Source organism: Pseudomonas sp. Z1-29 (genome assembly GCF_051131995.1).
Classification (GTDB): Bacteria; Pseudomonadota; Gammaproteobacteria; order Pseudomonadales; family Pseudomonadaceae; genus Aquipseudomonas.
On sequence record NZ_CP071645.1, the window covers coordinates 5,381,882 to 5,405,914 of the forward strand.

The following is a 24,033-nucleotide window of genomic DNA, read 5'->3' on the forward strand; positions in this document are numbered from 1 at the left end:
CCGATGAACGCCGCCCAGTTGCGCCGAGTCCACGCTGAAAGCTTCGCGCATTACCGCCAGGGCTTGATTGATCTGCTGCTCGACGCCGTGGGCTATGGCGCCAGCGTGGGGTTCATGGCTGACCTCGATGCCGTCCAGGCCCGCGCCTATTTCGATGAGGTCCAGGCCAGCCTCAACCAGGGCCATCTGCTGCTGTGGGTGGTGGTCAAGGACGAGCAGGTGCAAGCCAGCGTCCAGCTCGCGCTGTGCCAGAAGCCCAACGGCCTCAACCGCGCCGAAGTGCAAAAGCTGCTGGTGCGCGGCGATGCCCGCCGCCGCGGCCTCGGCCAGCAGTTGATGAATGCCTTGGAGCTCGGTGCGCGCCAGCACCAGCGCGGCCTGCTGTACCTCGACACCGAGGCCGGTTCCGAAGCCGAGGCGTTCTACCGCGCCATGGGCTACACCCGCGTCGGCGAACTGCCCGACTACTGCCAGAGCCCGGACGGGACCTACAGCCCGACCGCCATTTACTACAAGACTTTGGGGCAACCGCAATGATTCCAGGCCAGTACCAGGTCCAGCCCGGCGACATCGAGCTCAACGTCGGCCGCCGTACCCTCAAGCTGAACGTCGCCAACAGCGGCGATCGGCCGATCCAGGTCGGCTCGCACTTTCATTTTTTCGAAACCAACGATGCCCTGGCCTTCGACCGCGCCGCCAGCCGTGGCATGCGCCTGAACATCCCGGCCGGCACGGCGGTGCGCTTCGAACCGGGCCAGAGCCGCGAGGTGGAACTGGTGGACCTGGCCGGGCATCGGCGGGTGTTCGGGTTTGCCGGGCGGGTCATGGGCGATCTGGACTGAAGCGCCTTTGTGGCGAGGGAGCTTGCTCCCGCTCGGTTGCGCAGCAACCGCAAAAAAGCGAGGGCCACTACGTAGCCCAGCGGGAGCAAGCTCCCTCGCCACAATGGACTGCATACGACTTAAGAACCTCAAGGCGAGCACATGAAGATTTCGAGACAAGCCTACGCCGACATGTTCGGCCCCACCGTCGGCGACAAGGTTCGCCTGGCCGATACCGAGTTGTGGATCGAAGTGGAAAAGGACTTCACCACCTACGGCGAAGAAGTGAAGTTCGGCGGCGGCAAGGTGATTCGCGATGGCATGGGCCAGAGCCAACTGCTGGCCGCCGAGGTGGTCGACACGTTGATCACCAACGCACTGATCATTGACCACTGGGGCATCGTCAAGGCCGATGTCGGCCTCAAGGACGGGCGCATCGCGGCGATTGGCAAGGCCGGCAACCCGGACATCCAGCCCGACGTGACCATCGCCATCGGCGCGAGCACCGAAGTGATCGCCGGCGAAGGCATGATCCTCACCGCCGGCGGCATCGACACCCACATCCACTTCATCTGCCCGCAGCAGATCGAAGAAGCGCTGATGAGCGGTGTCACCACCATGATCGGCGGCGGCACGGGCCCGGCTACCGGGACCAACGCCACCACCTGCACCTCCGGGCCGTGGCACCTGGCGCGCATGCTCCAGGCCGCCGACGCGTTCCCGATGAACATCGGTTTCACCGGCAAGGGCAACGCCAGCCTGCCGGAGCCGTTGGTCGAGCAGGTCAAGGCCGGGGCCATCGGCCTGAAACTGCATGAAGACTGGGGCACCACCCCGGCGGCCATCGACAACTGCCTGAGCGTGGCCGACCAGTACGATGTGCAGGTGGCGATCCACACCGACACCCTCAACGAATCCGGCTTCGTCGAAACCACCCTGGCGGCGTTCAAGGGCCGCACCATCCACACCTACCACACCGAAGGTGCTGGTGGCGGTCATGCGCCGGACATCATCAAGGCCTGCGGTTTTCCTAACGTGTTGCCCAGCTCCACCAACCCGACCCGGCCGTTCACCCGCAACACCATCGACGAGCATCTCGACATGCTGATGGTCTGCCACCACCTGGACCCGAGCATAGCCGAAGACGTGGCCTTCGCCGAAAGCCGCATCCGCCGTGAAACCATCGCTGCCGAAGACATTCTCCATGACCTCGGCGCGTTCTCGATGATCAGCTCCGACAGCCAGGCCATGGGCCGCGTCGGCGAGGTTATCACCCGCACCTGGCAAACCGCCGACAAGATGAAAAAGCAGCGCGGCGCGCTGCCCGGCGATGGCGCCGGTAACGACAATTTCCGCATCAAGCGCTACATCGCCAAGTACACCATCAACCCGGCGATCACCCATGGCATCAGCCATGAGGTGGGCTCCATCGAAGTCGGCAAATGGGCCGACCTGGTGTTGTGGCGCCCGGCGTTCTTCGGCGTCAAACCGACCTTGATTCTCAAGGGCGGGGCGATTGCCGCCAGCCTGATGGGCGATGCCAACGCCTCGATTCCGACACCGCAACCGGTGCACTACCGGCCGATGTTCGCCAGCTACGGCGGCTCGCGACACGCCACCAGCCTGACCTTCATCAGCCAGGCCGCTGCCGAGGCGGGCCTGCCGGAGCAATTGGGCTTGAAGAAACGGATCGCCGTGGTGAAAGGTTGTCGCGATGTGCAGAAGACCGACCTGATCCACAACGACTACCTGCCAAGCATCGACGTCGACCCGCAAACCTATCAGGTCAAGGCCGATGGCGTGCTGTTGTGGTGTGAACCGGCGGATGTGCTGCCGATGGCGCAGCGGTATTTTCTGTTTTGAGCGGATAACTGGCCGAACGCAAACTCCGTGGCGAGGGAGCTTGCTCCCGCTGGTGTGCAAAGCAGCCCTCGCTTTTTGGCGGTTGCTGCGCAACCGAGCGGGAGCAAGCTCCCTCGCCACAAGGTTTTATGTCCGGGCCTGCCTCATTCGACCAACCGCCCCAGCCGCTGCTTGAGCATGCGGTTTTCGCTGCGCAGCTGCTGCACCTCTTCCAGCAGGTCCAGCGCCAGGGCGACGCCTTCCCATTCCAGCTCCAACTCGCGGCGCAGCTTCGCTGCACGCCGGGCCAGGACCAGTTCGTAATCAGTGAAACGCCAGTCCGTGGGGGCCGTGCCGTGAGGTTCGAGAATGCCGTGTTCGACGATTTCAATCACATGGACATCGGCCAACGCAGCAGCCTCACAGAATTCCATCAGGTTCAGTTCAATGATCGGGTTGTTCATGGTCTGCTTCTCCCAATGCTTCAACTGTCGAGTCTAGCCATGATCCTCGGTTCAGAAGTTCTCCCGTGGATCAAATGCGGCTTTCTTCGCCAGCTCCGCCCACAGCGCCTTGACCGATTCGTCGCTGGCCTTGGGCATCACGGCCTTGAGCTGCACGAACAGGTAACCGCGCTCGCCGGCCTTGTTGCGCAGGCCGTGGCCCTTGGCGCGCATGCGCTGGCCGTTCTGGCTGCCGGCCGGCACTTTGAGGTTGATCTTGCCGGTGAGGGTCGGCACCGCCACCTCGGTGCCCAACGCCAGTTCCCACGGCGCCAGGGGCAAAGTGATGATCAGGTCCTGGCCCTCGACATCGAACTTGGGGTGCGGGGCGAAACGAATGGTCAGGTACAAGTCGCCATTGGCGCCGCCACCGATGCCGGGCGCGCCCTGGCCCTTGAGGCGGATGCGCTCGCCATCGGTCACTCCCAGCGGGATCTTCACGTTCAGGCTTCTGCTGGCATTGCTCACATGCTGGCCCGCGGCGTTGTACTGCGGCACCTGGAAGCTGACCTTCTTCGATTCGTTCGACAGGGTCTCTTCCAGGAAGATCGGTAATTCCATTTCCACGTCTTGCCCCCGACGGCCGGCGCTGCGACCCGATTGTCCGCCACCGAAACCCGGCCCGCGATTGCCAAAGATCGAACTGAAGAAATCCGAGAAATCGCCAGTGTCCTGCCCGCCAAAACCACCACGGCTCTGCCACCCCGGCGGTCCCTGGAACGGCTGGCCGTGCTGGCCATAGCGGCGCAAGTCATCGTATTCGGCGCGTTTGTCCGCACTCTTCAGCGCTTCATACGCCTCTGAGACGTCCTTGAACTTTGTCTCCGCGTCTTTCTCTTTGCTTACATCCGGGTGGTATTTGCGCGCCAGTTTGCGATAGGCGGCCTTGATCGTGGCGTCGTCGGCCGTCGGCTCCACACCCAGGATCTTGTAATAGTCTTTGAAATCCATCTAAGCATCACCATCCGTTATCGATGTCGCACCGCCACGCACGGCATGCCCGGATGACCGGACAGCGGGTTGACCGGCCTCAAGATTGTGACCGGACGGTGCATCAGAAGTTTATCGGCAGCTGGCGGCGGATCTTGTACCGCCCTGTGCCACCAGACCCATGCCAGCAAGTTTGGGGGGCCGACGCGGTCTTTCAAGGCCGGGGTTTGCGAATTAGTGGACAACCGGCCTTCGAATCCGCGTCGCACTGGCATACACTGCGCGGCCGTTTTTACGACCGGAACTGAAAGACATGAAAAACCCATCCCCGGCGCGTGCCTGCGGTATCGACTTCGGCACGTCCAACTCCACCGTCGGCTGGCTGCGCCCCGGCATGGAAACGTTGATCGCGCTGGAGGACGACAAGATCACCTTGCCCTCGGTGGTCTTTTTCAATCTTGAGGAACGTCGCCCGGTCTACGGTCGCCTGGCACTGCACGAATACCTGGAAGGCTACGAAGGCCGGCTGATGCGCTCGCTAAAGAGCCTGCTGGGTTCCAAGCTGATCAAGCACGATACCAGCGTGCTCGGCACGGCAATGCCGTTCAAGGATCTGCTGGGGTTGTTCATCGGCCAGTTGAAGAAGCGTGCCGAAGCCACCGCCGGGCGGGAGTTCGAAGAAGTGGTGCTGGGGCGTCCGGTGTTTTTCGTTGATGACGATGAAATGGCCGACCAGGAAGCCGAGAACACTTTGGTGGACGTGGCGCGGGCCATCGGTTTCAAGGAAGTCTCCTTCCAGTACGAACCCATTGCGGCGGCATTCGATTATGAATCGACCATCAAAAAAGAAGAGCTGGTGCTGATCGTCGACATCGGCGGCGGTACTTCGGACTTCTCCCTGGTGCGCCTGTCTCCCGAGCGCCGCATGCACGACAACCGTCACGCCGACATCCTCGCCACCGGCGGCGTGCACATCGGCGGCACCGATTTCGACAAGCAGCTCAGCCTGCAAGGCCTGATGCCGCTGTTCGGCTACGGCAGCCGGATGAAAAGCGGCGCCTACATGCCCACCAGCCATCACATGAACCTGGCGACCTGGCACACCATCAACGCGGTGTATTCGCAAAAGTCCACGTTGGCCCTGGGCAGCATGCGCTACGACATCGAAGACACCGGCGGTATCGACCGGCTGTTCAAGCTGATCGAACAGCGTGCCGGGCATTGGCTGGCGATGGAAGTGGAGGAAACCAAGATTCAGCTGACCCACGCCGACCAGCGCCACGTGGCCCTGGACCGGATCGAGCCGGGCCTGAGCGTGGACCTGAGCCGCGCCTTGTTCGAATCGGCGATCGACGGCCTGCTGGAGCGAGTGCGCAACAGCGTCACGCAACTGCTCAACGATGCCAACGTGCGGGTTGATCAAGTCGACACGGTGTTTTTCACCGGCGGCTCCAGCGGCATTCCGGCGCTGCGCAACAGCGTCGCGGCGATGCTGCCCCAGGCGCGCCATGTAGAAGGTAATATCTTCGGCAGCATCGGCAGCGGGTTGGCGATCGAGGCGATGAAGCGGTATGGCAGCCAGGTCTGATCTGAGACCGAGGCGCCTGAATCGCGAGCAAGCTCGCTCCCACACTTGACCGCATCCTCCTGAAAAAACCCGGTTAACTGTGGGAGCGAGCTTGCTCGCGATGGCGCCAGATCAGACAGCACATCCTTTGGATCAAACCATCCCCACCTGCTTCAACTCGCTCTTGAGATACGCATAGTAGATCGGCCCCGCCACCACACCCGGCAGGCCGAACGCGGCTTCGAACACCAGCATTGCCATGAGCAGTTCCCACGACTTGGCACTGATCTGCCCGCCGACGATGCGGGCGTTGAGGAAGTATTCGAGCTTGTGGATCACGATCAGGTAACCCAGCGCCGCCACGGCCACCCAGATCGACAGCGACAGGGCGACGATGGTGATCAGGGTGTTCGACATCAGGTTGCCGATCACCGGCAACAGCCCCAGCAGGAACGTCATCACGATCAGGGTCTTGGTCAACGGCAGTTGAATGCCGAACAGCGGCAGCACCACCGCCAGGAAAATCCCGGTGAAGAAGGTGTTGAGCAGGGAAATCTTGATCTGGGCAAAAACGATGTTGCGAAACGCCTTCACCAGCAGGTTCAGGCGGTCGAACAGCGCGGCGGCCAGGGGCTTGCGCTTGGTCAGGTCGGGGATGCGCTGCAAGGCGATGATGGCGCCCAGCACCATGCCGATCAGCAACGTCACGAACATGTGCGCCGCGTCCTTTCCCACCAGCTGCAGGTCGCTCAGGTGCTTGCTCACCCAGTCGCCGATCGCCACCCGGAACTCGGCGGCGCTGGCCGGCAGGTAGGCGTCGATGAACGGCGGCAATTGCCCACGGGCGCGGTCGACCACGCCCATGAATTTATCCAGGGATGCGCCCGGGTTTTCCGCTTCGTGCAGCAGGAAACTGAAGGCCCCGGCGAAAATCAGGCTCAGCACACTGACCACCAGCGTGCCCAACAATGCTACCGCCAGCCAGCGGGCACGCCGGCCTTCGATCAGTCGTTGCAACTGCGGGGTGAGCATGTTGACCAGCTCGAACACCAGCAGCCCGGCCAACAGGCTCGGCAACAGGCGCAGCGGCAACACCAGCAACAACCCACCAAAAATGATCACCCAACTGATCACCAACAACACATGACGCTGAGAAAACGTTGGCATACAGCCCCAGGACAAAAACGGCATGAAAGGATCGGCAGTCTGCCAGCGTTCCGCTGGCAGCACTAGGGATTGTATCGGCCGATCCTGGCCGGGGTTCAGACGTTTTTTGGTTTCTTGCTCGCGATGGGGCCCTGGAGGGGCAGAAAAATCCCGGTGCTTACTTTTTCTTCAGGCAATCACTCATGAACGCCTTGCGCGCATCGCCCTTCAAGGCCTGGGTCGTCGCCGTGGCGTTGCAGGTCTTCATGCGTTCCTGCGGTGTACTGGGTTCAGCGGCGGCCGGAGTGGCCTTCAGGCAGTTGCTCATGAAAGCCTTGCGTTCGTCACCCTTGAGGGCCTTGGCGGTGGCGTCGGCGTTGCAGGTGGTCATCTTGGTCTGTTGGGCGGTGGCGGCGAAGCCCTGGGAACACAGCAGCAGGCCGATCATCAACAAAGGGACACGCAGCATCTTCATGGTGTTTCTCCTGGTTGCCGCCCGAGAAGGACGGCGATGAAGTGCAGTGTAGACAAAGCCTGTTACACCTTCATCGCCAGATCTTCATTGCTTGATCTACCGCTTTCGCGAGCAGGCTCGCCCCCACAAGGGGCACGGCGCAGAGCCACTGTAGGAGCGAGCCTGCTCGCGAAGAACCATAACGCGGTCCAACTGATGCGCTACACCCCGGCATCCTTCAACCGCTGCGCATGCTCGACAAACAGCCGGATCGGCTCCGCTCCCCTGCCCACCAGTCCCAGCGACTGATTGACCACGTCGAAATGGTCCAGCGGATAATCATCACGAATCACCGTGCCCAGGTGCGAGCTGTAGCGCCCGACCATGCCGTCGCACTGCCCGGCTTCGCGCACGAAGGTGCGCGCGAACAGCCGGCAGCTGCGATTGGTGCCGTCGAGCAGGTTGCGGCCCCTGTCGGTCTTGCCCGGCTGCAGAGTCCCGGACCACGAGTAATAACGCACCCCATTGACTTCTTCCGGCCCCTGCCCGCCCCAGGTCTGCGGCAGGCCTTGTGGATAACGCTCGTTGAACAACGCCACGCCGGCAGTCGTCAGCGAGGCGTGGGAGGCGCGGATGTCCACTGGCAATTTCGGTCCGTGATAGCCGGTGTCGAGCAGGCTCATCAACGCGTTGATCAGCCACAGCAAAGCGCTGAGCAACCGCCCTTTGGCGCTGTCGGCCGGATAATGACTTTGCAGGTAATCGGCCAGTTCGGACCCGTGGTTGGTGCCGGCCACCGATGTGACCGAGGCGACCAGATCCGGGCGCAGGGCGGCTGCGTAGCGGGCAGTGAGAGCGCCCTGGCTGTGGCCGATCAGGTTGACCTTTTGCGCGCCGGTTTCCCTGAGAATCTCCTCGATCCGTGCCAGCAATTGCTCGCCGCGAACTTCGGACGAATGCAATGGCGAAACCTTCACCGCGACCACCACGGCTCCACCCCGGCGCAACGCCTCGACGATGCCATACCAATACGGATACAACACCAGGCGAATGAACCCAAGCATGCCCGGGACCAGCACCAGCGGGTAGCGAGTGGCGCAGCGTTGCGACATGGCGACGTCCTTGTGATCAAGAGGTGGTCAGCATCGGTACCGATGATGACCAGTCTATGACACACCCGCCACTTCGGCCCGCGTCGTCAATCGAAGGCGCCGACGCCAGCCCCCGTTGAACCGATCGAGCCCCGTTCAGAATGTTCGCGCCAGCGCCAGCAAGCGCCGCTCGGCCTCGGCATAGGACCGCGCGAAGCTGTGCTCTGCCGACTCCTCTCCTTCAGCGGCCACCACCGTCACGTCGCTGATGCCGATAAATCCCAGGACCGTGCGCAGCAGCGTATCGGCGTGGTTCATGGATTCCAGCGAGCCTCCAGGGCCGAAGCCGAAATCGCCACGGCTGGTCACGATCAGGGCCTTCTTGCCCAGCACCAACGGCTGATATTGCGAGACACCGTTATCCAGGCTGTGGTTGAACGTCACGCCAATGCGCACGATCTGGTCGATCCAGGCCTTCACGCCGCTGGGCACGCCGAAATTATGCATGGGTGCGGAAATCACCAGCCGGTCATGGGCCTGCAGCTCCGCCACCAACGCATCGCTCAAGGCCAGGTCGGCCTGCATGGTCAACGGCCTTGCCTGAGGCTCGGGGTGGAACGCCGCGGCGATGAAGGCTTCGTTGACCGGAGGAATAACGGTCCGGCCGACCTCGCGGCGGGTCGGTTGGGTATGTGGATTGGCAGCCTGCCAAGCCGCTATGAAAGCCTCCGTCAGACGCCGGGAATGGGAACGCTCGCCGCGAGGGCTGCCGTGTACCACAAGAATATTGCTCATCTGAAACTCCTGGACTGTGACTACACTGGGAACCACGTATGGCTCTCAGACTGAGACCTAAGCCTGCATCAGCTCAAATGAGCGTTAGTTGACCGGGATGAGCTGTTCTCATCCATTGGAGATTCCAGATGTTTGCTGCCCTGCCACTCAATGCATTGCGTGCCTTCGAATCCGCTGCACGATTGCTCAGTTTCAAGGCCGCGGCGGCTGAGCTGTCGGTAACGCCCACGGCGATTTCCCATCAGATCCGCTCACTGGAAACCTGGCTGGGTGTGCAACTCTTTGAGCGCCTGCCTCGCCAGGTGCGGCTGACCGAAGGTGGCCAACGCTTGTTCCACAGCCTGCACGGTGCCTTGCTGGAAGTGGCGCAAAGCGTCGATACCCTGCGCCCGCAACGCAGTACCGCGCACCTGACGATTTCCACCACCGCAGCGTTCGCGGCGCTTTGGCTGGTGCCGCGCCTGGGTCGGTTCTACGCGCGCCATCCCACCATCAATGTCCGCCTGGACACGCACTGCGAAGTGATCGACCTGCACCAGGACGCCAGCGTGGACATGGTGGTGCGCTATAGCCTGGAGAACTACCCGAACCTGTATGGCATGTGCCTGTTCGATGAGTACTTCGGCGTATACGGGTCACCGGAGCAAATAGCCGCTCTGGCGACCCGACAACCGACGACGTTGATCAGTGTGCGGTGGCACAACACCAAGCTTTATGCCCATGGCTGGGACGCCTGGTGCGCGCGGGCGGGAGAAACCTGGCTGACCCGTCAGCCCTGCATACGCGAATACGACGAGGAGCATTACGCCCTGCAAGCGGCAATTGCCGGGCAAGGCCTGGTCCTGGCGAGCAACGTGCTGGCCTCCGAAAGCGTCGCCAGCGGCCTACTGGTCGCTTACCACCCGCACGTCCAGGTCAACGGCGCGGGCTACAGCGCCTTATGCGTTCCGGGCCGGGAACGCCATCCGCCAGTACGAGCGTTCTTCAAATGGCTGGAGGAAGAAGCGCGGCAGTCCGGGCATGCACTGACGAGCTCGATGAAACTGTTCCAGGACCGTGTCAGCCAGAACCAGAGCAATCATGCTGGCAAAACATGAGGCTCCGGAATACTCGCTGGAGGAAGCTCGACAATCAATGAGTCCGCGTTGGCCGGTAGGCCGCGCCGCACCTTTTGTTCAATACCGTTTCTTTCGTAACGGGCTGAACTGAGTTGCCTTGTGGAAACATTCACACTGACCTGTCCCACTACATGCTTGCCCGTGAAACGCTGCTTGAAAAAAAGCTCATCAATACATCGCGAGGTCCGAAACCTCATAGATACATCCATGACCGCTTATTACCACCATCCAAGCGGCCTCATGCAACCCTGTCCGATTCGTTAAAAACCAAGACGGCGTTACAATTCGACCAATAACACTAACCAACTCAGAAACTAATAGAACAGACAGCCCATTAACTTTCTGCTACCCAGCAAACATCCGCCCACTTCGCAAACGCGATCAGTCCTTTACCGTCTTCGGCGCCTTGCCGGCCTTCATCTGTTCAAGCAACGGTGCACACTGGTTCGGCTCGCCGCCGCTGGGAGCGACCAACGCGAGCAACCCCGCCGCCGGCGCGGCGATGACACCCAGCGCGACCATTCCGGCCCCACGCAACATCAGCGGCACGGCCTTCACCCCGGCGGCGGGCTTGGCGAAGGTGCCTCGTACGTACAGCGGCGAACGCAGGGAAATCAATCGCCAGCCCTTGGACTCCGGGGTAACAGTCAGGTCCAGTTGTTCAGTGGCCATATTCGCCGTGCCATCGATATAGATGATCGCGTTCTCGGTATCGAATACAAACAGGCGAGTGGTCGCCAGGCCGGTCTTGATGCCGAAATCAGCCGCCGCGCAATTGATCTTCACTTCCTTGTCGCCGAAGATTTTTCCTACCACATAGTTGCCAACGTTCAACCCTGCCAGCTCCATCAACTCCCGACTGATAGCGCCGTCGTTGATGAGCATCTTCAAGTTGCCATTGGCGGTGCCCAGCAACGCCGCTACCGAATTACCTCGGCCGGACAGATCGGCATCGCCATTGAGCTCGCCGAAACTGGTTTTCATCGGTTCGAAACCCGGGAAAAGCTGCTTGAGCTTGAAGCCTCGCGCGGTCAGTTTCGCCTGGCCTTCGAGGGGCCGAGTCTGTCCATTGAGGCGAATCTGCGCATCGAGACGGCCACCGGCCACGCCAAAGCGCAAGGGCTCAAGGCTCAACTGGCCATTGTTCAGCAGCAAATGAGTGTAGAGGTCGGTGAAGGGCAATTGCTCGCTATGGACGATGCGCTTGCCGGTGAACTCCACGTCGGCATCCATTACGCTCCAGCGCTCAGTGCGGAATTCTTCCACCGGCAAGACCTTGTCGGACGGTTGTTTGCTGGCACCGCCGCGCGCCTTCTGTTGCGTGTTGGAGTCGGCGCCGATAAGCGGCGCCAGGTCGCTGAACAACAGCTGATCGGATACCAGCGCGCCAGTGAGTTTCGGTCTCGGCTGGCTGGAAACATAAGCCAGGTCGCCGTGAATATCGCTTTCGCCAATCTTGCCGTTGAACGCCTCGTAGCGGAACTGCGCCCCCTCCGGTTCGTGGAGCTTGGCGATCAGGCGACCATCAGTGGCATAGGGCGGCGAATCCGGCAGCGTCACGCCAGTCAACGGGTAAAGATTGGCCAGGCTTTTACCGGCCAGTTTCAGACGCAGGTCCAGGGCGCCAAGGTTCTTCGGGTCGGTAAGGGTGCCGGCCAGCTCGATGCGGGTGTCGGCAATCTTCGCCTGGGCCTGCAGGGGAAAGGGTTGCGATGCATCCTGCAAGGCCAGCAAGCCACCGACCTTGCCGGAACCGCTCAGGTTCTGTCCTTGATACTGCCCGTCAGCCTTGAAAGCAAAGGCGTAGTCCTGTGGTGCCGCACCTTGTTCCCGGGCTTTGTTCGCAGTCTTTTCACCGACGATATCGCTGAACGGAATGGGTTTGCCCAACGGGTCGATCAACACTTCGAGCCTGGTCTTGAGCGTCTGGTCATCCAGCGTGACATGCCCCTTGTCAAAGCCGATGGCACCGATATCGACCGACCAACTGGACGGTTCGGCGTCCGGGTCCTTCGGATCGAACTGGAAGGTCCAGTTGGCGCGGCCATCAGCCAGGCGCTGCAGGCTGGCGTTGGGTTCGGTCAGGTCGATGCGCGGGATCGCCACCCGCCGGGCCAACAGGGCCAAGGGCGAAATACGTAGCTCGACGCGCTTTAGCGTGACCATTTGCGGGGTTTTCGACCAGTCCGGGTTTCCCAGGCTCAAATCTTCGGCCACGACATGGGGCCACGGCACAAAGGCGCGCCACCCGCCTTCCTGCGGTTCGCGCTGCCAGATCACCGCCAGGTTGCCATTGATTGCGAATGGACGATGCAACTCCTCGGAAACCTTCGCGTTGAGCGTGGGCTTGAGGCGGTTCCAGTCGAAGAAAGCGATGACCAGCACAAGCGCGGCCAGCAATGCGATGAGGCAGGCAAAGCCCCAGGCGAAAATTTTTGAGGTGCGCGTCATGCACAAGGCTCCTGACAAATTTGGCGTGCGGACCGCGACGCCTGAGGCAAGGCGAACCGCTACTGGCTCACTGCCGATAAACGATTGGACTGCCGAAACGGCCGACAGGTTTACCACCAAGCGCGACGACCGGCACGAAAAAACGTCTCGGAACCTGACCGTTTCGACAGCTACCTGTTACCGCGCCCGCACTTTTGCGGGGCGCGAGTGGGTACAAACTACCCACTCCAGGGCAAAACTGCCCCTCTGAAAGGCCCGTTCTAGAGCCTTCCCGCAGAACAATCAATTCCGTTGATTATTACCATTGTGTTTATGAACTTTTATATCGACTTATCGAGAGTAGCATTGCCCTCGTACCCACTTTTCAGCCCTCTCGAGGAGCAACGATCATGAAACGCCAACTACTGATGAGTCTTTCCCTTTCCCTGCTGGCCTCTACCGCTTTCGCCTTGCCAGCTTCCGAACAGGCCACGCCGCAAGTCAAGGACAGCCATTCTGTCTATAGCCAGACCGTAGCCGAAGGTGGCCGTGACCGCCTGGAAGAGAAAGGCCTGGTCGAAGGTGGTTCCGACCGCACTCCACAAGGCCAGACCCTGGCGGCTGACGGTTCCGACCGCACCCCACAAGGCCAGACCCTGGCGGCTGACGGCTCCGACCGCACTCCACAAGGCCAGACCCTGGCGGCTGACGGCTCCGACCGCACTCCACAAGGCCAGACCCTGGCATCTGACGGCTCCGACCGCACCCCACTGGGCGAAACCCTGGCGGCTGACGGTTCCGACCGCACCCCACTGGGCGAAACCCTGGCCGCTGACGGTTCCGATCGCACTCCACAAGGCCAGACCCTTGCCGAAGGCGGTGGTGACCGCGTAATCGAACGCAACAGTGCAGTGAGCTGAGCCCATGGTGGCCCGTAAAAAAGCCCGATTCCCTGAATCGGGCTTTTGACTTTTCAAGCCCCTCGTTTTCCCGACTGATCCGTCCCTACCGTTCGACGCCGCCAAAGACGATTTGCTAGAGTGCATCGCTCCCATGACCTGGAAGTCAGCCCTGCAATGCTTCCCCGCGCCGAACAGAAACAACAGACCCGAAATGCCCTGATGGATGCAGCGCGCCATTTGATGGAGTGCGGCAGGGGATTCGGCAGCCTGAGCCTGCGCGAAGTCGCCAAGACAGCCGGCATCGTACCCACCGGGTTCTATCGACATTTCGACGACATGGACCAGCTTGGCCTGGCGCTCGTCAGCGAAGTGGGGCAGACGTTTCGCGAAACCATCCGGCTGGTGCGCCACAATGAATTTGTCATGGGCGGCATCATCGATGCGTCTGTGCGGATTTTTCTCGACGTGGTGCATGCCAACCGATCGCAGTTTCTGTTCCTGGCCCGCGAGCAGTACGGCGGCTCCCTGCCGGTACGCCAGGCTATCGCGAAGCTGCGCGAAGACATCAGCTCGGACCTCGCCGCCGACCTGGCATTGATGCCCAAGTTGCAACACCTGGACCTTGCGGGACTGAGCGTGATGGCCGACCTCGTAGTCAAGAGTGTCTTCGCCACCCTGCCGGATATCATCGACCCGCCCGCCAAAGCGCTTCCCGAACATCTCACCCCCCAGGCGAAGATTACCCAGCAACTACGGTTCATCTTCATCGGCCTCAAGCATTGGCACGGGTTGGGTAGCACCGAGTAACTGCCTGCCCCCCCAACCCTCCATGTGGGAGCGAGCCTGCTCGCGAAAGCGCCGGGTCAGCCAGCATTGATTTTCCTTATGCACCGCTTCGCGAGCAGGCTCGCTCCCACAATGTCTCGCGTGCGATTCAAAGTGGTGCAAGCTTTCCCGAAGCGCACCATAACGGCACGAAGCCCGCCCCATCCAGGAACGCCATCCCCCGCCATTTCCTACATCCCCTTCGATTGGCAAGGCCCTTGCTCTAAACACAGCACCGTTCATTGCTGGAAGCACTCCGATGCTGGTTATCCACCGCAGAATCGACACTCAACCGCGCTGGGACGCCGAGCTACACCTGATCTTTGACGCCCGCAGCAAAAGCCGTCTGCGCTGTTTCAGTGCCGAGGGTGAAGACGTGGGATTGTTCTTGGAGCGAGGCCAGCCGCCGCTGTACGACGGTGAATGCCTTCAGGCCGAAGATGGGCGCATCGTGCGTGTCTGCGCCCGCCCTGAACAATTGCTCCACGTTACCTGCGCCAATGCGTTCGAACTGACCCGTGCTGCCTACCACTTGGGCAATCGCCACGTTGCCCTGCAGGTGGGCGATGGCTGGTTGCGCCTGCTGGATGATTACGTGCTCAAGGCGATGCTTGAGCAACTGGGCGCCAGCGCCGAATCCATTGAAGCGCCGTTCCAGCCGGAACACGGCGCCTACGGCGGCGGCCATCATCATTCCCGGCACGGCGACGAAGATTTCAATTACGCACCGCGCCTGCACCAGTTCGGCGTGCGTTCATGAACCCGGCCTGGGCACTGCTGCGCCTGGCCAGTCCGCAACTGCCGATTGGCGGCTACAGCTACTCCCAGGGCCTGGAAATGGCTGTGGACAAAGGCTTGGTCAAAACGCCCGACGACGCACGCCGCTGGATCAGCGATCAGATGCTACTGAACCTGGCGCGTTTCGAAGCGCCCTTGCTGCTGGCTCATTGCAGGGCGGCCGCTGCCGACGATTGGCACGCGCTGCTGGAGCTTTGTGAACAACACCGTGCCAGCCGGGAAACCCGCGAGCTGTACCAGGAGAGCCGGCAGATGGGCTACTCGCTGCAACAATTGCTGGCGGGCCTGCCGGAGCTCGACAGCGCCGCCCGCAGCTTCCTTGAACAGCGTAGCGAACCGCACCTGGCGCTGGGCTGGGCCCTGGCGGCCCGTGCCTGGGATATCAAGCCAGAGGATGCCCTCGCCGCCTGGTTGTGGAGCTGGCTGGAAAACCAACTGGCGGTGCTGATGAAAACCCTGCCCTTGGGCCAGCAAGCCGCGCAGAGGTTGACCAGCGAGCTGCTGCCATTGCTGCAACAGGCCCAGCAGATCGCCTCGAACCTCGACCCCGACCATTACGGCAGCGCCGCGTTTGGCCTGTCCCTGGCGTGCATGGCCCATGAGCGCCAGTACAGCCGCCTGTTCCGTTCCTAGGAGAGACACATGAATACACAACCTTTGCGCGTCGGTATTGGCGGCCCGGTAGGCTCCGGCAAGACCGCACTGACCCTGGCTCTCTGCCTGGCCTTGCGCGAGCGCTACAACCTGGCCGTGGTCACCAACGATATCTACACCCGTGAAGACGCTGATTTCCTGGTGCGCAACGAAGCCCTGGCGCCGGAGCGGATCATCGGCGTGGAAACCGGTGGGTGCCCGCACACGGCGATTCGCGAAGACGCCTCGATCAACCTTGAAGCGGTGGACCAGTTGAACCGGCGGTTCCCGGGCCTCGACCTGATCCTGGTCGAGTCCGGTGGCGACAACCTGTCCGCGACCTTCAGCCCCGAGCTGTCGGACCTGACCATCTACGTGATCGACGTATCGGCTGGCGACAAGCTGCCGCGCAAGGGCGGGCCGGGCATCTGCAAATCCGACCTGCTGGTGATCAACAAGATTGACCTGGCGCCACTGGTGGGTGCCTCCCTGGAACTGATGAACAGCGATACCCAGCGGATGCGCAACGGCAAGCCCTTCGTGTTCAGCAACCAGAAGACCGGCCAGGGCCTGGACGACATCATCGCCTTCATCGAGCGCCAGGGCCTGCTGAGCGCGGCGTGACTTTCCCCATTCGAACAAGGAAGCTTATCCATGACATTCAAACGTATCCTCGGAACCCTCGCCTTGCTGCTGACCCCAGCTCTGGCCTTTGCCCACCCCGGTCACGGCGATAACGGCCTGATCGCCGGCCTGGGCCACCCCATCGGCGGGCTCGACCATCTGCTCGCGATGTTGGCGGTCGGCTTGTGGGCGGCCCAACAACAAGGCGCCGCGCGCTGGGCACTGCCATGCACTTTCGTTGGGACGATGCTGCTCGGTGGTTTGCTGGGCTTCGAAGGCCTGGACCTGCCTGCGCTGGAAAGCGGCATCGCCGCCTCGGTGCTGGCCCTGGGCCTGGCGGTGGCGCTGGCGGTGCGTCCGCCGCTAAGCCTGGCAGTCGGTGCGACCGCGCTATTTGCGCTATTCCATGGCGTCGCCCATGGCTTGGAGCTGCCGGACATGTCGAGTCCGTGGGCCTATGCGGTGGGGTTCGTCGCCGCAACGGCGGCGCTGCACGGCGCGGGCTTTGCGCTGGTTCGTGTGTTGCCACGCGCGGCGGCGCCGGTGATCAGGTTGGCCGGGGCTGCTTCGGCGGCGGCTGGGGTCTGGTTGTTGGCTAGCTGAATCTCTGTCGCCCGCACGGGCCTCATCGCGAGCAAGCTCGCTCCCACAGTTTGATCGGTGTACCCCGCCTCCTGTGTTGGAGCCTGCCCCCACAGTTTGATCGGTGTGCACCGGCCCTTGTGAGAGCGAGCTTGCTCGCGATGACGGACTTACAGGCGCCATCTATCTAGAGTCGGTCACTCTGCTACCATGTCGCGCAAACGCCCCCCGCCGTGACGACGTCCGCCAATGCCTGAAGCCTCCCGCTCCGCCCTTCTACCCGAATTGACCACGCTGTTCGCCACGGTGCATCAGCAGTTTCACGATGTAATCGTGCCGATGTGGCAAGGTCCGGGCTGGAATGCCGAACTGGCGTTGCCCTACGAGTCCCTGGATACCCAGCACAAGCCGCTGCCGCCCCAGCGCTATCGCGCCATGGCCTGTGCGCGGCAGTTGTATGTGTTCGCCAGCCTGATCGGCGAAGTGCCGCAGGCCGAGGAACGGGCCGCCGCGCTATTTCGCTCGCTGCAACGGCACTTCCACGATGCCGAACATGGCGGCTGGTTCTACAGCATCGACCCGCAGGGGATACCGCTGGATACCGGCAAGGATCTGTACACCCACGCCTTCATCCTGTTCGCCTGCGCCCATTACTGGGGCAAGGTTCGCGAACCGCTGGTGGAGTCGGTGCTCAACGCGGCCCTGGAAATCATCGCGCGACGCTTCGCCACTGGCGACGGTCTCTACGAAGCCAGCCTCGGCCGCGACTGGTCGACAGCCGAGACCGGCCCGCTGCAGAACCCGCTGATGCATCTGGCAGAAGCTTTTCTCGCGGCCCTTGCGGTTCGCGACGATGCCGCTGTTCGCCAAGCGTTGCTGAGCCTGTGCGAGGGGATGTTCAAGTGCTTCGTTGATCCGCAACGACAAGTCATGATGGAGAAACCGCTCAAGGCTGTGGATAACTGGTTCGAGCCGGGGCATCAGTTCGAGTGGTATTTCCTGCTGGCCTCATCGCCCTTGTTGCGTGACGGCAAACTGCACCTGGCCCTGGAACGCAGCTTCGGCGATACCGAACAACAAGGCGTCGATCCGGATACCGCTGGCGTTTGCGCCATGCTGGCCCTTGAGCCGCAGACGGCTCCGCGCGATGCAACCCCACGCATCTGGGCCCAGGCGGAATACCTGCGGGCACTCACGTTGCGCCCTGGCAGCGAAGGGACGTTGCTGCGCCAGCTACAGGCGCTGCAGCAACATTTCCTGCATCCCCTGGGCTGGAACGAATGCCTTGATGCCAACGGCAATGTCAGCCGCCGGGACATGCCGTCCACTACGCCCTATCACCTGCTGACCTGCTATCGCGGGCTGGCCGAATATCTGTCCTGACACACCTTTGTGGTGAGGGAGCAACTCCCACACCACAAAAAGCTCATCTCGAAGACCCCGTCAGGCCTTGTTGCGCTCGATGGCGAAGCCGGCCCAGGTCTGGCTCACCGGCATCAGCTCCAGGCTGTTGATGTTGATGTGCGCCGGGGTGTTGAGCACCCAGAAGATGGTGTCGGCGATGTCCTGCGGCTGGATCGGCTCGGCGCCGGCGTAAGTCGCGTTGTAGCGCTCCTGATCACCACCGAAGCGCACCAGGGAAAATTCGCTCTCGCACAGCCCCGGCTCGATATTGCTCACCCGCACGCCGGTGCCCTGCAGGTCACAGCGCAGGTTCAGCGAGAACTGTTTGACGAACGCCTTGCTCGCGCCATACACGTGGCTGCCCGGATACGGATAGTTGCCGGCGATGGAGCCCAGGTTGACGATCCCGGCGCCGCGACCATGGGCAATCAGCCGCGGCAACAGCAGGCGGGTGCTGTAGATCAGGCCCTTCACATTGGTGTCGACCATGGTGTCCCAGTCATCGAGGTCGCACTTGGGCGCGGGGTCGACGCCCAGGGCCAGGCCGGCGTTATTGATCAGCCCGCGCAATTTGGCGAACGAAGGCGGCAGGCTGGCGACGGCCTCTTCCATGGCCTTGCGATCACGCACGTCCAGAACCAGGCCATGGACCTCGGTCTGCTTCGATAACTCGGCACAGAGGGCGCTGAGGCGCTCTTCACGACGACCGGTCAGCACCAGTTTCCAACCGGCCTCGGCAAAACGACGGGCACAGGCTTCACCAAAACCGGACGTAGCGCCGGTGATAAACAGGGTGTCGGACATCGTGTTCTCCTTGCTTGGGCTTCAAACCATTAATGGAAATCGGTCCACAGCATGCCCGCCCTGACACGCCGCGGGCAAGGCTTGAGGACGCGTTTTTGCCTGCACGGCTGCTCATAAAACAACCAATCGAACCCAGGCCTTGCCAAACAAGGGCTGCAGAGGGTTGCGCGCATCTTATCCACAGGCACGTCCACAATAATCGGGGGCAAGTACAAACACTGGAAGCCGCTGTGTATAAGGCTTTGCGGGACATTTGGAAATTTTTTTCGCTTGACCCACCAAGTGAGGTTGTGCAGCAGAAGTTATCTGCTATAAGCCGAGGCCAGATAGACGATGGCGCCAAGCCAGCAACGACGCTGCTCCGCGCGGTCTTTCCAGAGTTTAGTCACAGACTTATCCACAGGCTTGCTCACCGTTTTCCGAACGCCAATGACGCTCAAAAAACTGTTGACAACTGCCACATCCGAATGACCAAAACCGCCTGATCAAAAAACACTCACCACGCTGAAAGCCACGCAATCAAAGGGTTCCAGCCAAGTACACCCACGTTACCCACAGCCAGTTCCACAGCAAACGGGGACAAGTCAAAACCGTGACAAAACAACTGTTTGCGGCGACTTTATGTCGCGGTTTCGCAGGGCTTCGAGATTGTTGTCCACAATTCTGAAAACTCTATATATCCCCCTGTGGGAGCGAGCCTGCTCGCGAAGGCGGCGTGTCAAATACGTGGGCGACAACTGATCCGCCGCATTCGCGAGCGGGCTCGCTCCCACAGGGATAAGGGTGGCGATGTGAAGAGATAAAAAAACCGGCGATCGCTCGCCGGTTTTTTTCATTGCAGCTGCCGCCTCAATGCCCGCCAAGATACGCGTTGCGCACCTCTTCGTTGGCGAGCAGTTCCTTGCCGCTGCCGGTCAGGCGGATTTCTCCGTTGACCATCACATAGGCCCGGTCCGACAGCTTGAGCGCATGGTTGGCGTTCTGCTCCACCAGAAAGATAGTCATGCCGGTGGACGCCAGTTCCCGCAGGGTGGCGAAGATCTGCTTCACCACGATCGGCGCCAGCCCCAGGCTCGGCTCGTCGAGCAGCAACAACTTCGGCCGGCTCATCAAGGCCCGGGCGATGGCGAGCATTTGCTGCTCGCCGCCGGACATGGTCATGGCTCGCTGGTTGCGGCGCTCCTTGAGCCGCGGAAACAGCTCGAACATGCGCTGCATGTCTTCGCTGGCGTATTTGTCACCGATAGGAATGGTGCCCATCAGCAGGTTTTCCTCAACGGTCATGTCGGGGAACACCCGGCGCCCTTCCGGCGATTGAGCGATGCCGTTGGAGGCGATGTAGTGCGACGACTTGTGGGTGATGTCCACGCCCTGGTAGATGATCTGCCCACCCGCAGCGCGGGGCTGGCCGAAGATCGACATCAGCAGCGTGGACTTGCCGGCACCGTTGGAGCCGATCAGGCTCACGGTTTCGCCTTCGCCGATGTGCATCGAGACTTTCTTCAGGGCCTGGATCGGCCCGTAGAACACGTCCAGCTCCTTGAGTTCGAGGATAGGCCCACTCATACCAATTCCTCTTCATCGGCGCCCAGGTAAGCCGCGATCACCTTCGGATCGTTGCGAATCGCCTCGGGACCGCCCTCGGCAATCACGTTGCCGTGATCCAGCACTACGATGTGATCGGAAATACTCATCACCATGCCCATGTCGTGTTCGATCAGCACCACGGTCAGATCGTGCTCGTCGCGCAGCAGCCGGATCATCGCGCTCAGCGCTTCGGTTTCCTGAGGGTTGAGGCCGGCGGCCGGTTCATCGAGACAGATGATCTGCGGACGCGTGCACATCGCCCGAGCGATTTCCAGGCGGCGCTGCTGGCCGTAGGAAAGCTCACCGGCCAGGCGGTTGGCGCAGTCCACCAGGTCCACAACTTCCAGCCAGTAGAAGGCGTGGTCCAGGGCATCGCTTTCCGCCTGACGATAACCCTTGGTGTTGAGGATGCCCGCCACCAGGCTGCGATTGACCCACATGTGCTGGGCCACCAGCAGGTTCTCCAGCACCGACATTTCCTTGAACAGGCGAATGTTCTGGAACGTTCGCGCCAGGCCGGCGCGGTTTACCAGGTGGGTGCCGCCGAACATCTTGTAGTACAGCCGGCTGGCGAAAGACTTTGGCGAGACAAAGTCCGTCGGGCGGAACGCTTCGCCCAACAACTTGATCACGTTGGTCTGCTCGCCACGCACGTTGAGTTCGATCTTGCCGCCCGAAGCCTTGTAGAAACCGGTCAGGCAGTTGAACACCGTGGTCTTGCCCGCGCCGTTGGGGCCGATCAGGGCGAAGATCGAGTTGCGCTTGACTTGCAGGCTGACGTCGCTGAGGGCCTTGATGCCACCGAACTGCATCATCAGGTTTTCGACTTTGAGTACGACTTCGCTCATGGCGCTACCCCCTTGCGCGGCGTCACACCGGTACGGCTGATGCGGATCAGGCCGCGTGGGCGCCAGATCATCATCAATACCATCAACACGCCGAACAGCAGCACGCGGTACTCGGAGAAACTGCGCAGCAGCTCCGGCGCCACGGTGAGCACGAATGCCGCGATCACCACGCCAACCGTCGAGCCCATGCCACCCAGCACGACGATCGCCAGGATCAACGCCGACTCGAAGAAGGTGAAAGAGGACGGATTGACGAAACCCTGGTAACTGGCAAAAAACACTCCCGCCAGGCCAGCGGTGGAAGCACCGATGGTGAACGCAGAAAGCTTGACCAGCACATGGTTCAAGCCCATGGAGCGACAGGCGATTTCGTCCTCGCGCAGGGCCTCCCAGGCGCGGCCGACCGGCATGCGGGTCAGGCGATGCTTGACGTAGAGCACCAGCAATACGGTGATGAACAACACGATGTAGATGAACAGGAATTTGATGTTGGGGTTGTAGTCGATGCCGAAAAACTCATGGAACGGCACCCCGCCGTCCTTCGCTCGCCTGCCGAACTCCAGGCCCAGGAAGGTTGGTGCAGGAACCGGCATGCCATTCGGCCCGCCAGTGAACGACAACCAGTTGTTCAGCACCAGCCGGATGATCTCGCCGAAGCCCAGGGTCACGATGGCCAGGTAGTCACCGTGCATTCGCAACACGGGGAATCCTAAAATACACCCGGCCATCGCCGCTGCGATGGCCGCCAGCGGCAGCACAGTCCAGAAACCCAGCCCCAGGTACTGGTAACCCAGCGCCAGACCGTAGGCGCCGATGGCATAGAACGCCACGTAACCCAGATCGAGCAACCCGGCCAGGCCGACCACAATATTCAGGCCCAGGCCCAGCAGCACGTAGATCAGCCCGAGGATGACTACGGTAAGCACGTACTTGTTGGCGAAGAACGGGAACACGATGGCAATCACGATCAGGGCCGGGATGATCCAGCGCAGCCGCGATTTGTAGTCGGGTGGCAGCACATGCACGCCGGAGCCAGTGCTCTCGAACCCCTGGAGGATCTTCAGCCCCTTCGGGGTTTGCAGGAACAGGCTCAGGGCAAAGCGCCCGACCATCACGATCGCCACCAGCCAGCCGACGCGGGCCGGTTGCAGGTTGAAGCTGTAGCCGTCGAGCACTACGCCGACGATCGGCCCGAATACGATCAGCGAGATCAGGCCGGCCAGGATCGCGTCGATGACGCTCTTTTTGATATCAAGCGGTTTATTGGCAGCAGACATACTTATACCTTCGCCACGAGTGGGCGACCCAACAGGCCTTGGGGACGGAAAATCAGAATCAGCACCAGCAGCGAGAAACTGAACACGTCTTTGTAGTCGGAGTTGATCAGACCGGCGAACAGCGACTCGGAGATCCCGAGGATGATCCCGCCGAGCATTGCCCCAGGCAGGGAGCCGATGCCGCCGAGTACCGCCGCGGTGAACGCCTTGATGCCGATGATGAAGCCGGCATAGAAGTCGAAGGTGCCGTAGTTCATGGTAATCAGCACACCGGCCAGGGCCGCCATGGCCGCACCGATGATGAACACATAGGAAATCACCCGGTCGGTGTTGATGCCAAGGATGGAGGCCATCTTGCGGTCTTGCTGGGTGGCACGGCACATGCGGCCGAGCTTGGTGTATTTGATGATGTAGGTCAGCAGCGCCATGCCGGCGAATGCGGCAATCAGGATGAATATCTTGGTGTAGGTGAGCTGCACGAAGCCGGTCCCGATGTCGACGCGCATGGCGCCTTCGAGCAGTGTCGGCACACCCTGTTGGCGGGCGCCCTGGCTGATCTGCGCGTAGTTCTGCAGGATCAGCGAGATGCCGATGGCGCTGATCAGCGGTGCCAGTCGGGTGGAGTTGCGCAGGGGTTTGTAGGCGACGCGTTCGATGACCCAGCCGTATACCCCGGTGACCACGATCGTGAACACCAGAGTGCCAAGGATCATCAGCGGAAAGGATTCGATACCGAAGTAAGCCAGCAGAGCCAGACTGATTGCCGCGAGGTAAGCGGAAATCATGTAAACCTCGCCGTGGGCGAAGTTGATCATGCCGATGATGCCATAGACCATTGTGTAGCCGATGGCGATCAGACCATAGACCGACCCGAGGGTCAGGCCATTGATCAGTTGCTGCAGGAAAATACCATCCATAACGCAATCTCACGCAGTGAGAACCTGCACACCCAAGGTGTGCGGTTCTTCTAAGGAAAATACAGATTTACGTCGGAGCAATGTCAGGCGCGACCAGCACGCACCTTCTGGAAACCGGAGCTTGGCCGGCTTCCA

General features: G+C 61.5%; 24 protein-coding genes. 12 read left to right on the forward strand and 12 right to left on the reverse strand.

The genetic code is table 11. The features are described 5' to 3' along the window. The first annotated feature begins 3 nt into the window (after positions 1-3). The 3 genes from J3P84_RS24555 (at position 4) to ureC (ending at position 2,684) form a co-directional block, all read left to right on the forward strand. Positions 4-537, forward strand: a complete 534-nt coding sequence (locus tag J3P84_RS24555) for a GNAT family N-acetyltransferase (RefSeq protein WP_434626340.1) — start codon at positions 4-6, stop codon at positions 535-537. Then, positions 534-842 carry an urease subunit beta gene (locus J3P84_RS24560; RefSeq protein WP_434569966.1) on the forward strand — a complete coding sequence of 103 codons (309 nt, stop codon included), beginning with the start codon at positions 534-536 and terminating at the stop codon, positions 840-842. The genes J3P84_RS24555 and J3P84_RS24560 overlap by 4 nt, the downstream gene beginning before the upstream one ends. 141 nt (positions 843-983) lie before the next feature. Further along, the gene (ureC, locus tag J3P84_RS24565) at positions 984-2,684 is read left to right on the forward strand and encodes an urease subunit alpha (protein ID WP_434626341.1); all 1,701 of its coding nucleotides are present in this window, start codon (positions 984-986) and stop codon (positions 2,682-2,684) included. Between the two features lie 143 nt (positions 2,685-2,827). On the opposite strand, the gene J3P84_RS24570 is transcribed toward ureC, so the two are convergent. Together J3P84_RS24570 and J3P84_RS24575 are read right to left on the reverse strand one after the other, a co-directional pair. Beyond that, positions 2,828-3,127 carry a chaperone modulator CbpM gene (locus tag J3P84_RS24570; RefSeq protein ID WP_030140113.1) on the reverse strand — a complete coding sequence of 100 codons (300 nt, stop codon included), beginning with the start codon at positions 3,125-3,127 and terminating at the stop codon, positions 2,828-2,830. A gap of 51 nt (positions 3,128-3,178) precedes the next feature. Further along, positions 3,179-4,117: a DnaJ C-terminal domain-containing protein gene (locus J3P84_RS24575; protein ID WP_434626342.1), complete on the reverse strand. Its 939-nt coding sequence runs from the start codon at positions 4,115-4,117 to the stop codon at positions 3,179-3,181. Between the two features lie 292 nt (positions 4,118-4,409). On the opposite strand from J3P84_RS24575, the gene J3P84_RS24580 reads away from it, so the two are divergent. Next, the gene (locus J3P84_RS24580; RefSeq protein WP_434626343.1) at positions 4,410-5,684 is read left to right on the forward strand and encodes an Hsp70 family protein; all 1,275 of its coding nucleotides are present in this window, start codon (positions 4,410-4,412) and stop codon (positions 5,682-5,684) included. Between the two features lie 132 nt (positions 5,685-5,816). Here J3P84_RS24580 and J3P84_RS24585 read toward each other — a convergent pair whose 3' ends face one another. The 4 genes from J3P84_RS24585 to J3P84_RS24600 all read right to left on the reverse strand — a co-directional run bounded on the left by J3P84_RS24585 (position 5,817) and on the right by J3P84_RS24600 (position 9,149). After that, positions 5,817-6,830 (reverse strand): AI-2E family transporter, encoded by a 1,014-nt coding sequence (locus J3P84_RS24585; RefSeq protein WP_305497122.1) that lies wholly within the window; start codon positions 6,828-6,830, stop codon positions 5,817-5,819. Between the two features lie 157 nt (positions 6,831-6,987). Then, positions 6,988-7,284 carry a PsiF family protein gene (locus J3P84_RS24590; protein WP_305497125.1) on the reverse strand — a complete coding sequence of 99 codons (297 nt, stop codon included), beginning with the start codon at positions 7,282-7,284 and terminating at the stop codon, positions 6,988-6,990. A gap of 200 nt (positions 7,285-7,484) precedes the next feature. Next, entirely contained in the window at positions 7,485-8,375 is an 891-nt protein-coding gene (locus J3P84_RS24595) for an alpha/beta fold hydrolase (RefSeq protein WP_434626344.1), read from the reverse strand. Between the two features lie 135 nt (positions 8,376-8,510). After that, the gene (locus J3P84_RS24600; RefSeq protein ID WP_434626345.1) at positions 8,511-9,149 is read right to left on the reverse strand and encodes an FMN-dependent NADH-azoreductase; all 639 of its coding nucleotides are present in this window, start codon (positions 9,147-9,149) and stop codon (positions 8,511-8,513) included. A gap of 128 nt (positions 9,150-9,277) precedes the next feature. Here J3P84_RS24600 and J3P84_RS24605 point away from each other — a divergent pair, with 128 nt between their 5' ends. After that, positions 9,278-10,246: a LysR substrate-binding domain-containing protein gene (locus J3P84_RS24605; RefSeq protein ID WP_434626346.1), complete on the forward strand. Its 969-nt coding sequence runs from the start codon at positions 9,278-9,280 to the stop codon at positions 10,244-10,246. A gap of 402 nt (positions 10,247-10,648) precedes the next feature. Here J3P84_RS24605 and J3P84_RS24610 read toward each other — a convergent pair whose 3' ends face one another. Then, positions 10,649-12,718: an AsmA family protein gene (locus J3P84_RS24610; protein WP_434626347.1), complete on the reverse strand. Its 2,070-nt coding sequence runs from the start codon at positions 12,716-12,718 to the stop codon at positions 10,649-10,651. A gap of 389 nt (positions 12,719-13,107) precedes the next feature. Between J3P84_RS24610 and J3P84_RS24615 the strand changes: the two genes are divergently transcribed. The 7 genes from J3P84_RS24615 (at position 13,108) to J3P84_RS24645 (ending at position 18,444) form a co-directional block, all read left to right on the forward strand. After that, positions 13,108-13,617: a hypothetical protein gene (locus J3P84_RS24615; RefSeq protein ID WP_434626348.1), complete on the forward strand. Its 510-nt coding sequence runs from the start codon at positions 13,108-13,110 to the stop codon at positions 13,615-13,617. Between the two features lie 156 nt (positions 13,618-13,773). Then, positions 13,774-14,406 carry a TetR family transcriptional regulator gene (locus tag J3P84_RS24620; RefSeq protein WP_305497134.1) on the forward strand — a complete coding sequence of 211 codons (633 nt, stop codon included), beginning with the start codon at positions 13,774-13,776 and terminating at the stop codon, positions 14,404-14,406. Positions 14,407-14,683: 277 nt separating this feature from the next. After that, positions 14,684-15,184 carry an urease accessory protein UreE gene (gene ureE / locus J3P84_RS24625; RefSeq protein ID WP_434626349.1) on the forward strand — a complete coding sequence of 167 codons (501 nt, stop codon included), beginning with the start codon at positions 14,684-14,686 and terminating at the stop codon, positions 15,182-15,184. Beyond that, positions 15,181-15,855: an urease accessory protein UreF gene (locus J3P84_RS24630; protein ID WP_434626350.1), complete on the forward strand. Its 675-nt coding sequence runs from the start codon at positions 15,181-15,183 to the stop codon at positions 15,853-15,855. The genes ureE and J3P84_RS24630 overlap by 4 nt, the downstream gene beginning before the upstream one ends. A gap of 9 nt (positions 15,856-15,864) precedes the next feature. Further along, positions 15,865-16,479, forward strand: a complete 615-nt coding sequence (ureG, locus tag J3P84_RS24635) for an urease accessory protein UreG (RefSeq protein ID WP_305497140.1) — start codon at positions 15,865-15,867, stop codon at positions 16,477-16,479. Between the two features lie 30 nt (positions 16,480-16,509). Next, positions 16,510-17,082, forward strand: coding sequence for a HupE/UreJ family protein (locus J3P84_RS24640; RefSeq protein WP_434626351.1), 573 nt, complete (start codon positions 16,510-16,512; stop codon positions 17,080-17,082). Positions 17,083-17,310: 228 nt separating this feature from the next. Next, on the forward strand, positions 17,311-18,444 hold the full coding sequence (locus tag J3P84_RS24645) for an AGE family epimerase/isomerase (protein ID WP_434626352.1): 1,134 nt from the start codon (positions 17,311-17,313) through the stop codon (positions 18,442-18,444). 60 nt (positions 18,445-18,504) lie between these two features. On the opposite strand, the gene J3P84_RS24650 is transcribed toward J3P84_RS24645, so the two are convergent. From J3P84_RS24650 to J3P84_RS24670, 5 genes are all read right to left on the reverse strand, one after another. After that, on the reverse strand, positions 18,505-19,269 hold the full coding sequence (locus tag J3P84_RS24650) for an SDR family oxidoreductase (RefSeq protein ID WP_434626353.1): 765 nt from the start codon (positions 19,267-19,269) through the stop codon (positions 18,505-18,507). Between the two features lie 849 nt (positions 19,270-20,118). Continuing rightward, entirely contained in the window at positions 20,119-20,835 is a 717-nt protein-coding gene (locus J3P84_RS24655) for an ABC transporter ATP-binding protein (protein ID WP_305497148.1), read from the reverse strand. Continuing rightward, positions 20,832-21,704, reverse strand: coding sequence for an ABC transporter ATP-binding protein (locus J3P84_RS24660; RefSeq protein WP_434569982.1), 873 nt, complete (start codon positions 21,702-21,704; stop codon positions 20,832-20,834). Before J3P84_RS24660 ends, J3P84_RS24655 begins: the two co-directional genes overlap by 4 nt. Further along, positions 21,701-22,981: a high-affinity branched-chain amino acid ABC transporter permease LivM gene (livM, locus tag J3P84_RS24665; protein ID WP_434569983.1), complete on the reverse strand. Its 1,281-nt coding sequence runs from the start codon at positions 22,979-22,981 to the stop codon at positions 21,701-21,703. The genes J3P84_RS24660 and livM overlap by 4 nt, the downstream gene beginning before the upstream one ends. A 2-nt stretch (positions 22,982-22,983) precedes the next feature. Next, the gene (locus J3P84_RS24670) at positions 22,984-23,898 is read right to left on the reverse strand and encodes an ABC transporter permease subunit (RefSeq protein WP_039592565.1); all 915 of its coding nucleotides are present in this window, start codon (positions 23,896-23,898) and stop codon (positions 22,984-22,986) included. Between the last annotated feature and the right edge of the window lie 135 nt (positions 23,899-24,033).

Coding starts and splice junctions, on each gene's coding strand:
- J3P84_RS24555 (WP_434626340.1), top strand. CDS start 4: ATGAACGCCGCCCAGTTGCGCCGAGTCCACGCTGAAAGCTTCGCGCAT.
- J3P84_RS24560 (WP_434569966.1), top strand. CDS start 534: ATGATTCCAGGCCAGTACCAGGTCCAGCCCGGCGACATCGAGCTCAAC.
- ureC (WP_434626341.1), top strand. CDS start 984: ATGAAGATTTCGAGACAAGCCTACGCCGACATGTTCGGCCCCACCGTC.
- J3P84_RS24570 (WP_030140113.1), bottom strand. CDS start 3,127: ATGAACAACCCGATCATTGAACTGAACCTGATGGAATTCTGTGAGGCT.
- J3P84_RS24575 (WP_434626342.1), bottom strand. CDS start 4,117: ATGGATTTCAAAGACTATTACAAGATCCTGGGTGTGGAGCCGACGGCC.
- J3P84_RS24580 (WP_434626343.1), top strand. CDS start 4,410: ATGAAAAACCCATCCCCGGCGCGTGCCTGCGGTATCGACTTCGGCACG.
- J3P84_RS24585 (WP_305497122.1), bottom strand. CDS start 6,830: ATGCCAACGTTTTCTCAGCGTCATGTGTTGTTGGTGATCAGTTGGGTG.
- J3P84_RS24590 (WP_305497125.1), bottom strand. CDS start 7,284: ATGAAGATGCTGCGTGTCCCTTTGTTGATGATCGGCCTGCTGCTGTGT.
- J3P84_RS24595 (WP_434626344.1), bottom strand. CDS start 8,375: ATGTCGCAACGCTGCGCCACTCGCTACCCGCTGGTGCTGGTCCCGGGC.
- J3P84_RS24600 (WP_434626345.1), bottom strand. CDS start 9,149: ATGAGCAATATTCTTGTGGTACACGGCAGCCCTCGCGGCGAGCGTTCC.
- J3P84_RS24605 (WP_434626346.1), top strand. CDS start 9,278: ATGTTTGCTGCCCTGCCACTCAATGCATTGCGTGCCTTCGAATCCGCT.
- J3P84_RS24610 (WP_434626347.1), bottom strand. CDS start 12,718: ATGACGCGCACCTCAAAAATTTTCGCCTGGGGCTTTGCCTGCCTCATC.
- J3P84_RS24615 (WP_434626348.1), top strand. CDS start 13,108: ATGAAACGCCAACTACTGATGAGTCTTTCCCTTTCCCTGCTGGCCTCT.
- J3P84_RS24620 (WP_305497134.1), top strand. CDS start 13,774: ATGCTTCCCCGCGCCGAACAGAAACAACAGACCCGAAATGCCCTGATG.
- ureE (WP_434626349.1), top strand. CDS start 14,684: ATGCTGGTTATCCACCGCAGAATCGACACTCAACCGCGCTGGGACGCC.
- J3P84_RS24630 (WP_434626350.1), top strand. CDS start 15,181: ATGAACCCGGCCTGGGCACTGCTGCGCCTGGCCAGTCCGCAACTGCCG.
- ureG (WP_305497140.1), top strand. CDS start 15,865: ATGAATACACAACCTTTGCGCGTCGGTATTGGCGGCCCGGTAGGCTCC.
- J3P84_RS24640 (WP_434626351.1), top strand. CDS start 16,510: ATGACATTCAAACGTATCCTCGGAACCCTCGCCTTGCTGCTGACCCCA.
- J3P84_RS24645 (WP_434626352.1), top strand. CDS start 17,311: ATGCCTGAAGCCTCCCGCTCCGCCCTTCTACCCGAATTGACCACGCTG.
- J3P84_RS24650 (WP_434626353.1), bottom strand. CDS start 19,269: ATGTCCGACACCCTGTTTATCACCGGCGCTACGTCCGGTTTTGGTGAA.
- J3P84_RS24655 (WP_305497148.1), bottom strand. CDS start 20,835: ATGAGTGGGCCTATCCTCGAACTCAAGGAGCTGGACGTGTTCTACGGG.
- J3P84_RS24660 (WP_434569982.1), bottom strand. CDS start 21,704: ATGAGCGAAGTCGTACTCAAAGTCGAAAACCTGATGATGCAGTTCGGT.
- livM (WP_434569983.1), bottom strand. CDS start 22,981: ATGTCTGCTGCCAATAAACCGCTTGATATCAAAAAGAGCGTCATCGAC.
- J3P84_RS24670 (WP_039592565.1), bottom strand. CDS start 23,898: ATGGATGGTATTTTCCTGCAGCAACTGATCAATGGCCTGACCCTCGGG.